The 11955-nt window shown below is 64.4% G+C and carries 11 protein-coding genes; 6 read left to right on the top strand and 5 right to left on the bottom strand.

Annotated features, from left to right (window positions below):
* Positions 1-17 precede the first annotated feature (17 nt).
* Positions 18-941 (bottom strand): DMT family transporter, encoded by a 924-nt coding sequence (locus GTP77_RS08030; protein ID WP_161071650.1) that lies wholly within the window; start codon positions 939-941, stop codon positions 18-20.
* Between the two features lie 102 nt (positions 942-1043).
* On the bottom strand, positions 1044-2144 hold the full coding sequence (locus tag GTP77_RS08025) for an aromatic ring-hydroxylating oxygenase subunit alpha (protein WP_161071649.1): 1101 nt from the start codon (positions 2142-2144) through the stop codon (positions 1044-1046).
* A gap of 325 nt (positions 2145-2469) precedes the next feature.
* On the opposite strand from GTP77_RS08025, the gene GTP77_RS08020 reads away from it, so the two are divergent.
* The 5 genes from GTP77_RS08020 (at position 2470) to GTP77_RS08000 (ending at position 6866) form a co-directional block, all read left to right on the top strand.
* A complete protein-coding gene (locus GTP77_RS08020) occupies positions 2470-2730 on the top strand; it encodes an exodeoxyribonuclease VII small subunit (protein ID WP_161071648.1) in 261 nt (86 codons plus the stop codon).
* Positions 2727-3626, top strand: coding sequence for a polyprenyl synthetase family protein (locus GTP77_RS08015; protein ID WP_161071647.1), 900 nt, complete (start codon positions 2727-2729; stop codon positions 3624-3626). The genes GTP77_RS08020 and GTP77_RS08015 overlap by 4 nt, the downstream gene beginning before the upstream one ends.
* 2 nt (positions 3627-3628) lie before the next feature.
* Positions 3629-5509: a 1-deoxy-D-xylulose-5-phosphate synthase gene (gene dxs / locus GTP77_RS08010; protein ID WP_161071646.1), complete on the top strand. Its 1881-nt coding sequence runs from the start codon at positions 3629-3631 to the stop codon at positions 5507-5509.
* 7 nt (positions 5510-5516) lie between these two features.
* Positions 5517-6044: a gamma carbonic anhydrase family protein gene (locus tag GTP77_RS08005; protein WP_161071645.1), complete on the top strand. Its 528-nt coding sequence runs from the start codon at positions 5517-5519 to the stop codon at positions 6042-6044.
* 69 nt (positions 6045-6113) lie between these two features.
* Positions 6114-6866, top strand: a complete 753-nt coding sequence (locus GTP77_RS08000) for a M48 family metalloprotease (RefSeq protein ID WP_161071644.1) — start codon at positions 6114-6116, stop codon at positions 6864-6866.
* A gap of 51 nt (positions 6867-6917) precedes the next feature.
* Here the strand turns inward: GTP77_RS08000 and GTP77_RS07995 are convergent, their stop codons facing one another.
* Positions 6918-8153, bottom strand: coding sequence for an SGNH/GDSL hydrolase family protein (locus GTP77_RS07995; protein ID WP_161071643.1), 1236 nt, complete (start codon positions 8151-8153; stop codon positions 6918-6920).
* A 106-nt stretch (positions 8154-8259) separates the two neighbouring features.
* Between GTP77_RS07995 and GTP77_RS07990 the strand changes: the two genes are divergently transcribed.
* A complete protein-coding gene (locus GTP77_RS07990) occupies positions 8260-9159 on the top strand; it encodes a LysR family transcriptional regulator (protein ID WP_161071642.1) in 900 nt (299 codons plus the stop codon).
* Here GTP77_RS07990 and GTP77_RS07985 read toward each other — a convergent pair.
* Positions 9139-11421, bottom strand: a complete 2283-nt coding sequence (locus tag GTP77_RS07985; protein ID WP_161071641.1) for an MORN repeat-containing protein — start codon at positions 11419-11421, stop codon at positions 9139-9141. The two genes, GTP77_RS07990 and GTP77_RS07985, sit on opposite strands and share 21 nt — an antisense overlap.
* The gene (locus GTP77_RS07980; protein ID WP_161071640.1) at positions 11394-11948 is read right to left on the bottom strand and encodes a cob(I)yrinic acid a,c-diamide adenosyltransferase; all 555 of its coding nucleotides are present in this window, start codon (positions 11946-11948) and stop codon (positions 11394-11396) included. The genes GTP77_RS07985 and GTP77_RS07980 overlap by 28 nt, the downstream gene beginning before the upstream one ends.
* Positions 11949-11955: the final 7 nt, after the last annotated feature.

Raw genomic sequence — 11955 nt, 5'->3', positions numbered from 1 at the left:
GGCGCTCCTTTTGTTTTTTATACTTCGCTGGCAATCGGATCGGTCGTGGCGATGGCCTTGCCGCGTTCCGTACTGCGGGTATTGTAAAACGTCGCGGCGATGCCGGAGGCGAGAATAATGCCTATGCCCAGCCAGCTGTGCCAGTCGAAAGAGTCGTTGAACACCATCACGCCCCAGAAGCTGGAGAACACAATGCCGGTGTACTGCAGATTGGCCACCACCAGCGTCTTGCCGACGCGGTAGGCGCGCGTCATGGCCATTTGCGCGGCGGTGGCGAACAGGCCTATGCCCAGCATCAGGAAGAATTTCTGCCAGGTGTCGACCGCGTGCCATACCACCGGGCCGCTGCCCGCTTCGAGGATATTGCCCGCCACGCCGGCGATCAGGTTGCCAATCGAGAAATAGAACACCACGCGGTATTCCGGCTCGCCCGCCAGGCCCAGCTTGCGCACCTGCATATAGGCCATGGCCGACAGCACGCTGGAGCCCAGCGCCACCAGCGTGGGGCCGAACAGATGGGAGTTGAAGGCCGGCTGCAGCAGCAGGGTGACGCCGACAAAGCTCATGAACACGGCCAGTATCAGGGGCCATTCAATGCGGTTCTTGGCGTGCCACCAGCCGTGCATGAACAGCCAGACGGCGATCCAGATCGGCGCCATGTAGTTCAGCGTCATGGCGGTGGCGAGGGGCAGCTTGGCGATGGCGTAGAACCACAGCCACAGGGAAATGACGCCGATGAAGCCTCGCCACAGGTGGGCCAGCGGCATGCCGGTCTTCAGGCTGCCGCCCTGGATGCGTATCATGCAGAACAGCACCGTCACGCCGATCACGCCGCGGCACAGCACGATCTCGGAGGTGGTGTAGATTTCCGAGGCCAGTTTCACGCACACGCCCATGGCGGCGAACATGAAACTGGCAAACAGCATCCAAAGCGATTGCATAGGCGGCAGTGTCTTTCCGTAGGGCGGGTCGTGACCCGCCATGTTTGCGATGCGGCGGCGCTGTGGCGGGTTACGCGGCGCTGCCGCTAACCCGCCCTACACTTACAGCGTTACTTTACTGCGGTACCACTCGTGGAAGTGCTGCATGCCGTCTTCCATGGGCGACTGGTAGGGGCCGGCGTCGTTTTCGCCGCGCTGCATCAGGATCTTGCGCCCGGCGTCCATGCGCAGGGCGATTTCGTCGTCCTCCACGCAGGTTTCCATGTAGGCGGCGCGTTCGGCGTCCACGAACTCGCGCTCGAACAGCACGATTTCTTCAGGATAGTAGAACTCCACCACATTGCGCGTTTTCTGCGGGCCGTCCGGCCACAGGGTGGACACCACCAGCACGTGCGGATACCACTCCACCATGATGTTGGGGTAGAGCGTGAGCCAGATGGCGCCGTATTCCGGCGGCTCGCCGCCACGGAACTTGAGCACCTGCTCGTGCCATTTCTCGTACACCGGCGAGCCGGATTTGCGCAGGCTGCGGTTCACGCCCACGGTCTGCACGCTGTAGTCGGCGCCGAATTCCCAGCGCAGGTCTTCGCAGTTGACGAAGCTGCCCAGGCCGGGGTGGAAGGGCTCGACGTGGTAGTCCTCCAGGTAGACCTCGATGAAGGTCTTCCAGTTATAGTCGCACTCGTGCACTTCCACGTGGTCGAACATATAGCCGCTGAAGTCCAGGTCCTTGGTGACCGACATCTCCTTCAGCTTTTCCATGACGTTGTAGCCGTTCTGCTCGAACAGCAGGCCGTTCCAGCTTTGCAGCTTGGTCTTGGGCAGGTTCAGGCATGGCGTTTCGGGGAAGTGCGGCGCGCCGATCAGCTCCCCTTTCAGGTCGTAGGTCCAGCGGTGCAGCGGGCAGACGATGGTGCTGCTGTTGCCGCGCCCATTGAACATCAGCGCCTGGCGGTGGCGGCAGACGTTGGACAGCACTTCCAGGCCGTTGGCGTTGCGCACCAGCATACGCCCTTCGTTTTCGGAAACGAGGGTCGCAAAATCGCCGGTGTTCGGCACCATCAGCTCATGCCCGATATAGCGCGGGCCGGCTTTGAACAGTTGCTGCATTTCACGCTGCAGTAGCGTTTCGTCAAAGTAGACGTTAACCGGAAGTTGCGCGTTGGAGCGCGCTAGCTTGGCGTGGGTAGCCAGATCGGACATCCCAACCCCCCTTAATTAATGTGCTGCAAACCAAGAAGAGACAGAATCCGTAAAGACCTGAATTCAGTTTTTGAAACGGTATTTCGGACAGAACCGGCGATTATAACGTGAAATGCCCATCTTCCGCTTGTGTTAAGGTGGTCCGCGGGTGGATTGCCGCGGATTGCCGTCCCGATAGGGTGGACTGATTTGCAACACCGCGTCCCCGGCGCGCTCACTTGGCCAACTGTTAATTCCACTGCATTGGATGGTTTGATCTAAAATAACGGGCTAAACTGGGCTGGCGGCCCCTGAACGCCGTCCGGCCTTACTGATTTGAGTGCTTATGTCTAAGAAATTGAACGCTGAATCCGCCCCTGTGCTGCCGCCGCCGGCCTCTTTCGAGGAAGCCATGGCGGAGCTGGCGCAACTGGTGACGCAAATGGAGGCGGGCCAGCTGCCGCTGGAAGCGTCCGTCGCGGCCTATGCGCGCGGTTCGGAACTGGTGAAATACTGCGCCGGCCAGCTCGACAAGGTGGAAACGCAGGTGAAGGTGCTCGAAGGCGGCATGCTGAAGCCCTTCGCGGACACGGAGGAGCTGGCATGAGCGCGTCCTTCCAGGATTGGATGAAGACCATCCAGGCCGGCATGGAGCAGGATATGGACGGCTACCTGCCCGCCGCCGGCGCCGAACCGGCCAAGCTGCACGAGGCGATGCGCTACGCGCTGCTGGGCGGCGGCAAGCGCGTGCGCCCGCTGCTGGTGTACGCCGCCGGCGCGCTGTTCGGCGCGGATGCGGCGGTACTGAGCCGCGCCGCCGCCGCCGTTGAAATGATCCACGCCTACTCGCTGGTGCACGACGACATGCCTTGCATGGACGACGATGAACTGCGGCGCGGCAAACCCACCGTGCACGTGGCCTACGACGAAGCGACCGCGCTGCTGGTGGGCGACGCGCTGCAATCGCAGGCCTTCCTGGTGCTGGCCGACGCCGCCGCAGTGGCCGGGCTGCCGCCCGCCCGCCTGGCGGCCATGCTGCGCCTGCTGGCGCACGCGTCCGGCTCGGCCGGCATGTGCGGCGGCCAGGCCATCGATCTGGACAGCGTGGGCCTGAGCCTGACGCTGGAGCAGCTCGAACGCATGCACCAGCTGAAGACCGGCGCCTTGCTGCGCGCGTCCGTGGTGCTGGGCGCGCTGGCCGGCAAGGAACTGGACGAGGCCGAACTGGCGGCGCTGAACGCCTACGCGCGCGCCATCGGCCTGGCTTTCCAGGTGGTGGACGACGTGCTCGACGCCACCGCCGATTCGGCCACGCTGGGCAAAACGGCCGGCAAGGACGCCGCCGACAACAAGCCGACCTATGTTTCGATACTGGGCCTGGAACCGTCGCGCGTGCTGGCGGAACAATTGCGGTTGGACGCGCACGCAGCGCTCGCGCCGTTTGGTGAACAAGCGATGCGCTTACGCGAACTCGCGGATTTGATCGTGCAGCGGAAGGCTTAAGAATGAATTTGCTCGAAAATATTAACGACCCGGCAGACGTGCGCAAGCTGGCGCGCACCCAACTCACGCCGCTTGCGCACGAGGTGCGCAACTACCTGCTCGATTCGGTCTCCAAGACCGGCGGCCACCTGTCGTCCAACCTGGGCACGGTGGAGCTGACCGTGGCGCTGCACTACGTCTTCAACACGCCGCACGACCGCATCGTGTGGGACGTGGGCCACCAGACCTACACCCACAAGATCCTGACCGGCCGCCGCAACCAAATGCATACGCTGCGCCAGCTGGACGGCATTTCCGGCTTCCCGCGCCGCGTGGAAAGCGAATACGACACCTTCGGCACGGCGCACTCGTCGACCTCCATCTCGGCCGCGCTGGGCATGGCGCAGGCGGCCAAGATCAAGGGCGAGCACCGCCACGCCATCGCCGTCATCGGCGACGGCTCCATGACCGCAGGCATGGCCTTCGAGGCCCTGAACAACGCGGGCGTGCAGGACGACGTGAACCTGCTGGTGATCCTGAACGACAACGACATGTCGATCTCGCCGCCGGTGGGCGCGCTGAACCGCTACCTGGCGCGCCTGATGTCCGGCCAGTTCTACGCGGCCGCCAAGAACGTGGGCAAGCAGGTGCTGCCCGGCCCCGTGCTGGAACTGGCCAAGCGTTTCGAGGAACACGCCAAGGGCATGGTGGTCCCGGCCACCATGTTCGAGGAGTTCGGCTTCAACTACATCGGCCCCATCGACGGCCACGACCTGGAATCGCTGATCCCGACGCTGGAGAACATCAAAAAGCTCAAGGGGCCGCAGTTCCTGCATGTGGTAACCAAGAAGGGCCAGGGCTACAAGCTGGCCGAGGCCGAGCCGGTGCTCTACCACGGCACGCCGAAATTCAATCCTGCCGAAGGCATCAAGCCTGCGCCCGCCGGCAAGATCACCTACACCGAAGTATTCGGCAACTGGCTGTGCGACATGGCCAAGGCGGACAAGCGCCTGGTCGGCATCACGCCCGCCATGCGCGAAGGATCGGGCATGGTGCGCTTCGAGCAGGAATACCCGGACCGCTATTTCGACGTCGGCATCGCCGAGCAGCACTCGGTCACCTTCGGCGCGGGCCTGGCCTGCGAAGGCCTGAAGCCGGTGGTGGCGATTTATTCCACCTTCCTGCAGCGCGGCTACGACCAGCTGATCCACGACGTGGCGCTGCAAAACCTGGACGTGACCTTCGCGCTGGACCGCGCCGGCCTGGTGGGCGCGGACGGCGCCACGCACGCCGGCAATTACGACCTGGCCTTCATGCGCTGCATCCCGAACATGGTGGTGATGGCCGCGTCGGACGAAAACGAATGCCGCCAGATGCTGACCACCGGCTACCACTACGAAGGTCCGGCGGCGATCCGCTATCCGCGCGGCGCGGGCATAGGCGCGGCCATCGAGCCGGCGCTGAACTCGATCGAGATCGGCAAGGGCGAGATCAAGCGCAAGGGCGAGAAGATCGCCATCCTGGCCTTCGGCTCCATGGTGGCGCCGTCGGTGGCGGCGGGCGCACAGCTGGGCGCCACGGTTGCCAATATGCGCTTCGTCAAGCCGCTGGACGTGGAACTGGTCAAGCAGCTGGCCGCCGAACATGATTACTTCGTGACGGTGGAAGAGGGCTGCATCATGGGCGGCGCAGGTTCCGCCGTGGCCGAGGCGCTGGCCGCCGAGGGCATCATCAAGCCTGTGCTGATGCTGGGCCTGCCGGACAAATTCATCGACCACGGCGACCCGGCCAAGCTGCTGGCCAGCGTGGGCCTGGACGCGGGCGGCATCGCAGCGTCCATCAAGGCGCGCTTCCTGGATGCGGACGGCAACGGCGAACCGCGCCTGGTCGTCAACAACGGATAGTTCCAGCATGCCAGTCAGTTCCTACCTCGACACCTCGCCCGAACTGGGCGAGGGCGTCTACCTGCACGACACCGCGCAAGTGATCGGCGACGTGCGCATCGGCCGCGATTCCTCGGTCTGGTGCAACACCGTGCTGCGCGGCGACGTCAACCGCATCACCATCGGCGAGTGCAGCAATGTGCAGGACTTCGCCATGGGCCACGTCTCGCACAAGAACCCGGCCAAGCCGGACGGCTCGCCGCTCAAGATCGGCAACTACGTCACCATAGGCCACTCGGTCATCCTGCACGGTTGCGAGATCGGCGACGAATGCCTGATCGGCATGGGCTCCATCGTCATGGACGACGTGGTGGTGCAAAAGCACGTCATGGTTGGCGCCGGCAGCCTGGTCTCGCCGGGCAAGGTGCTGGAAAGCGGCTACCTGTACGTGGGCCGCCCGGTCAAGCGCGTGCGCAAGCTCACCGAAGCGGAAATCACCTGGCTGAAGTACTCGGCCGAGCACTACGTCCGCGCTAAAAACAACTACAACAAGTAAGTCCCGCTTGCGGCTGCGCCCGCGCTCTCCTATATTGGTATAAACGGTTTATTCCAATGAGGGGGCGTCATGCGCGGTCTCGCTATGCTGTTGGCCGGATGGCTGCTGTGCGCAGGCGCGCAGGCCCAGGTGCCGGATTCCGGACGCTGGCAGGAGTTGCGCTTTGGCGCGGACGAGGTCGTCGAGCGCATGGAAGACCGCTATATCGAGCAGGTGGTGGACCTGGCCGCCGCCGGCAAGCTCGATGCGGACCGTACGCTGCTGCACCGCCTGCGCTACGTCAGCGCCACGCTGATTGCCGCCGCCATCGAACTGAAACCGGAAGCGGCGGACTGGCCCTGGGAGGTGCACCTGGCCGGCGCAGCGGATATCGATGCGGTCTGCCTGGCCGGCGGCAAGCTGCTGGTGGGCGCAGGTTTTGTACGGCGGCTGGCGCTGACCGACAGCGAGTTGGCGGTGCTGCTGGCGCACGAGGTGGCGCACGCCATCGCCGAACACTCCCGCGAGTTTTTGTCCGAAGCGCAGCTGGTGTACCGTCCGCTGGTACCGGTCGACGTGGTGATGCTGCGGCTGGACAGCGACCTGTCTTTGCAGCTGCGCCTGGCCTGGCTGTCGCGCATGCAGGAGCGCGAGGCGGACCAGCTGGGCATGGTGATCGCACACCGCGCCGGCTGGCCGGCCTCCGCCATGCTCAGCTTCTACCGCAAGCTGGCCGACGCGGATGCCGACAACGGCCCCGGCGAGCCGCTGATCGCGAGCCACCCTTCGCACGCCTCGCGCATCAGCATGTCGCGCGGCATGGCGCGGCTGCTGGAGCCGTAACCCGCCATGCGTTTCGACGGCTCATGGCGGGTTACGCTCCGCTAACCCGCCCTACAGAACTTGATACGCGGCTTTTGCCATTGCTTCATAGCCCGCGTCGCCCGGGTGCAGATGGTCGCCCGAGTCGAATGCCGGCAGCAGGCGGGACGGACGCGCGGGGTCGCGCAGCACCGCATCGAAGTCCACCACCGCGTCGAAGGCGCCGCTGCTGCGTATCCAGTCGTTCACCTGGCGCCGCACGGCGTCCTTGGCCGGGCTGTAATGGTCCGACAGGGGCGTGCCTTGCAGCGCGTTCTCGAACGGCGCCATGGTGGCGCCTATCACCTTCACCTTGTTTGCATGGGCGCGTTCGATCAGCTTGCGGTAGCCGGCGATCAGCGTTTCCGCCGCCATGGCCGGATCGTGCGGCGCAAAGGCGCTGGCCGGCCAGCCGATATCGTTGATGCCCAGCGCGACGATCACGCTGCGCACGCCCGGCTGGGCCAGCACATCCTGCTCAAAACGCGCCGCCGCGCGCTCGCCCATGCGGTCGGCCAGCACGCGCGCGCCCGAGATCCCGGCATTCGCCACAGCCAAGCCGCGCGCCACCGCCAGCCGGGCCAGATAGTCCGGCCAGCGGCGGTCGTGATCCGGCGTCGAGCCATTCCCGTCCGTGACCGAATCCCCCAGCGCCACCAAGGTGCCGCCGTCCGCGCCGCCGCTCACATGGACAGCGGTCAGGAATATGCGCCCCTGCAGCGTCTCTGCGCCAGGCAGCTGCCGCGCCGCAGTCTGGTTGCCGCTGGCGATAAATCCCGTCTGTTGCGCGCCCCAGTGAAAGGTGGAGGGCAGTGCGCGCTGCGGAAAGTAAGTTGATACGCTCAGCCGCTCAAGCGGGCGCACGCAGAAATCCAGTGCATCGCTGACCGCCTGCTTCCCGGGCGGCACCGTCACAGAGCGCTGGCCGCCGAAGGTCAGCACGCCCGCCGGCGCCGCGGTGATGGCGTGCGACGCCCCGGCGGCCGCGCCGGCGGCGGTGCGCGCCAGCCGCGCCTCGCCTATCACCAGAGCTTCGGTGCCATAGCGGTTCGACAGCACCACCCGCACCCTCTGCCCGCCCGCACTGAGGCGCAGCGTCTCGCGCACGGTTTGATCCTGCAGGCTAAGCGGGATGTTGGTCGGCAGCGCAAAGCCTGCATCCCAGCCGGGCTGCGGCGCCGCGTACCAGCTGGTCTGCCATTGCTCTTCCGCCACGGCAGGCAAGGCGACGGCGGCTGCAATGCCGATGACGGTCAAAGTCTTCAACATGGTCTGCTCCTTGAGTAAGTGTGCAGCCATCTTCATTCATTCCACTATCATGCGGAAGTGGCCGAAATGGACTATGCTTCATTCCAATATCGAATGAAAGACCGGCATGGACTCCATCCGCTCCCTGCAATACTTTGTGCGCGCCGTCGAACTGGGCAGCCTGTCCGCCGTCGCGCGCGAACACGGCACCACGCAGCCCACCGTCAGCAAGGTCGTCGCCGCGCTGGAGGACTCCCTGGGTGTGCGGCTGCTGGAGCGCAGCACCTCCAGCCTGTCGCCCACCGTGCAAGGCCAGCGCTTCTACGAGCGCAGCAAAGGCGTGCTGGAGGACTATGCCGAAGCCGTGGCCGACGCGCGCGGCGAAACGCAAACCGCGTCCGGCCTGCTGCGCGTGAATGCCCCGGTCGCGCTGGGCCAGTTCCGCCTGAACGCGCTGGTGCAGGAATTCCTCGCGCAATACCCCGGCATGGAAATCGAACTGATACTGAATGACCGCATGGTGGATCTGGTGGAAGAGGGCGTCGATGTCGCCCTGCGCTTGGGCAGCGAGTTGCCGCCCAACGCCATCGCCCGCAAGATCGGCAGTTCGCCGCGCTGGCTGGTGGCGTCGCCGGGCTATCTGAAAAGCCATCCCAAGCTGCGCCAGCCCGACGACCTGGCCGCGCATGAAGTTATCCGCTTCGCCTGGCTTAGCACGGGCGGCACTGTCGAACTGCACAATGGCGAGCGCAGCGTGCAGGTGCAAACCCACGGCCGCTACCGCGTCAACAATGCCCTGGCGATACGCGAAAGCCTAGCCATGGGCGGCGGCATCGGCTTGTGTCCCGCCTGGCTGGTTCAGGACCTGCTGGCAAGCCGCAAACTCACCCGCGCGCTACCCGCCTGGCAAGGGGCAACGCAAGACCTCAACTTGCTCTATCCCTCCCGCCGCCACCAGCCGTTGCGCGCACGCCTGTTTATGGACTTTCTGCAGGCGCGCTTCGCTTCAGTCAGCGGCGAACAATAGCTTGCCTTCCTTGAATACGCACGGTGCGGGTATGTCGTTGGCGTCGGTTCCCCGGCATGTGCCTTTTCCGTGCCGCAGGCCGTTCGTGTCCGCAGGTCCGTTGAAGACTATGCCATCCGTTGCCGCCCATTCGAAGCCGCCGCGCCGCCAGGCGCCGCTCAGCGTTACCGGTTTTTTTGCTGCCGTGAACTCGCCCGCGCCGTGCATGCTGCCGTCCTCGAAGCCGCCCACGTAGCGGCCCGTTTTGGTCACCAGTTCGCCTTTGCCGGATGGCCGCATATAGTCCACCTGGCCCTTGTAAGAGATGGCCTCGCTGCCGGACGGGTAGCTGACTTCCCCCTGGCCGCGCCCGTATCCACGGTCGAATTCCCCGAGGTAGACCAGCCCCGAGTCGCTGGCCAGTTTTCCTTTGCCATGAGGGACGCCTTGCACGAACGGCCCTTCGTAGTACGATCCGTTCGGCAGGCTGATTTTGCCCATGCCGTCCGGCTTGCCGTTGCTGACGGCACCGGTGTAGCGTGTGCCGCCGGCGTATTCGAGTCCCGTGGCCGTGGCTTTCGCCTCGCCGGCCAGGTCGTTCAGCAATTCGACATTGTCGAGTAGTAGCGCTTCGGGACCGAGCAAGGAGGGCTTGCTGAACGCCACCGCGCTGCGCAAGGCGTCCAGTGCTTCCATCGGTTTACCCATGCGCAGGAATACACCTGCCAGTTGCCTGAAGGTCTCCGGCTCGCGCGTGTAGATCGATGCGGTATCGAAGCCCGCCACCGCTTCCTGCAGCGGTTCGCTGTCCGGCAGCAGCTGATACAGCAGTCCCAGGCCGTTATACGGTGCGGGATAGCCTGCATCGATGCGGATCGCTTTGCGGTAGTAGTCGCGGGCCTTGTAGGCGATGGCCGGCCAGCCGGCTTCGCCCTGGTCCTTCATGTGTTCGGCCTGCCCCCGCAGCATGTCGGCGCGCAGCGTCAACAGCATGGGATGTTTCGGAAAGCGCTGCTCCAGGGCCGCGCCTGCCGTACTGCTTTCCAGGCCGTGCAGCAGTGGGAGAAGATTGGCGTCGGCGTCGTCTTGATTCAGTTCGCGGTTCCTGGTGAGCAGTTTTTCCAGGTCTGCACGCGAAATTTTGTGGTTGGGAAGGATGCGTGCAAGCTGCGCATACAGGCCGGGCGTATCGAGCCGGGTGACGGAAGGGGAAATCTTGGGGAATACGAAGTCGCCATGCCGATAGGTCATGACCTGCGCCGTCAGGTGGAGGGAGGCGTATTTCGCAATCGCCTTGTTCAGCTCCGCGTAGGACTGTTGAAAAGCCATCGCCGCAGCCCGGTCCTGGCGGTAGCCGCGATTGATGAATGTGACGTATCTGGCCAGCGATGCGCGCAAGGCGTCGGTGGAGTTGAAGTAGTGCACCGCGAAGTATGCGGCCGAGTAGAAGCGGCTCAGATCGTAGTGATCGGCCCGCGAGCTGCCTTCCAGTGTCAGGTCGACGGTATTGAAAGTCGTTTGCATGTCGAGCGAGAGGCGGCCGAGGTGGTTGTAGAGGCCGTGGTCGCGGCTGCCGCCATCGCTTGTGACGCGGTCTCCCAGACGGATGGTTGGCCCGTTGACATTGAACGTGGCCCAGTAGTCCGCCATGCCCTCATCCACCCAGTGCGGGTAGGCGAATGTCCGTTCCGACATGCGCAACAGGAAATGGAAGTATTCGTGCAGCAGGACTGTGCGCGGCCAGTTGTCGGTTTTGCTGCCGCGCATATAGTCGCCGATATTGGCGACCGCTGAGTAGCCTTGCAGGTCGAGCTGGAAGACGCCTGCCCACGTTGCGGGAAAGCCGATTTCGGCAAAGGCATCCTCGCCCAAGGCGAGTATGGGCAGCGGCTTGGACAGCTCAAGCGCCTTCAGGGTGCCGTACTCGCGCCTGAAGTGGCGGAACGCCTCCATGTCGGTCACCACCCGCAGGGCGACGGCTTCGGGCTGATCGGTGACGATGCTGAAGTTCGGGCTGTCGACCTTGATCCAGCTGCGCTTGGCCAGGCCGTCCAGGTTCGCTGCGGCGGCCGAAGAAAGAACACATGCGGCGCAGAGTTGCACGCATAGGGACAGGAAAGGACGGGGCATGGAGAAAAGTTGATTGAAGGCAATACTCCATCCTATCAACAACTTATGAATAAGGCAATGCGCATGACCCGGAAAATTCAACAGCTGTTTGAGGTCACAATTTGTGACCTCAAACGAGTGTTTGATCAGCGGCTCTTGCGTTCGTGCTGCCACAGCACGTCGCCGCCGCCGGCGTAGCGGTTCAGCACGCGGGCCAGCACGAACATCAGGTCGGACAGGCGGTTCACGTACTGGCGCGGGTGCTCGTGGATGGGCTCGGCGTTGCCCAGCGTGACGATGCTGCGCTCGGCGCGGCGGCAGATGGTGCGGCACACGTGGGCGATGGCGGCGGCGCGCGAGCCGGCCGGCAGGATGAACTCGGTCAGCGCGGGCAGGGTGGCGTTGTACTTGGCCAGCAGCGCGTCCAGCTTTTCCACATGCTCTTCCTTGATCATCTGATAACCCGGAATGCACAGTTCGCCGCCCAGGTCGAACAGGTCGTGCTGGAAGCCGACCAGCTCGTCGCGCAGGTCGTCCGGCATGGCTTCGCACAGCAGCAGGCCCAGGTTGGAGTTCAGCTCGTCCACGTCGCCGATGGCGTGGATGCGCAGGCTGTCCTTGCTGGTGCGGCTGCCGTCGCCCAGGCCGGTGGTGCCGTTGTCGCCGGTGCGGGTGGCGATTTTCGAGAGTCGGTTGCCCATGGTATTG

Source organism: Pseudoduganella aquatica (genome assembly GCF_009857595.1).
In the GTDB taxonomy this organism is placed as follows: domain Bacteria; phylum Pseudomonadota; class Gammaproteobacteria; order Burkholderiales; family Burkholderiaceae_D; genus Rugamonas; species Rugamonas aquatica_A.
This window is presented reverse-complemented; position numbering and strand designations above follow the sequence as displayed.

Coding starts and splice junctions, on each gene's coding strand:
- GTP77_RS08030 (WP_161071650.1), bottom strand. CDS start 941: ATGCAATCGCTTTGGATGCTGTTTGCCAGTTTCATGTTCGCCGCCATG.
- GTP77_RS08025 (WP_161071649.1), bottom strand. CDS start 2,144: ATGTCCGATCTGGCTACCCACGCCAAGCTAGCGCGCTCCAACGCGCAA.
- GTP77_RS08020 (WP_161071648.1), top strand. CDS start 2,470: ATGTCTAAGAAATTGAACGCTGAATCCGCCCCTGTGCTGCCGCCGCCG.
- GTP77_RS08015 (WP_161071647.1), top strand. CDS start 2,727: ATGAGCGCGTCCTTCCAGGATTGGATGAAGACCATCCAGGCCGGCATG.
- dxs (WP_161071646.1), top strand. CDS start 3,629: ATGAATTTGCTCGAAAATATTAACGACCCGGCAGACGTGCGCAAGCTG.
- GTP77_RS08005 (WP_161071645.1), top strand. CDS start 5,517: ATGCCAGTCAGTTCCTACCTCGACACCTCGCCCGAACTGGGCGAGGGC.
- GTP77_RS08000 (WP_161071644.1), top strand. CDS start 6,114: ATGCGCGGTCTCGCTATGCTGTTGGCCGGATGGCTGCTGTGCGCAGGC.
- GTP77_RS07995 (WP_161071643.1), bottom strand. CDS start 8,153: ATGTTGAAGACTTTGACCGTCATCGGCATTGCAGCCGCCGTCGCCTTG.
- GTP77_RS07990 (WP_161071642.1), top strand. CDS start 8,260: ATGGACTCCATCCGCTCCCTGCAATACTTTGTGCGCGCCGTCGAACTG.
- GTP77_RS07980 (WP_161071640.1), bottom strand. CDS start 11,948: ATGGGCAACCGACTCTCGAAAATCGCCACCCGCACCGGCGACAACGGC.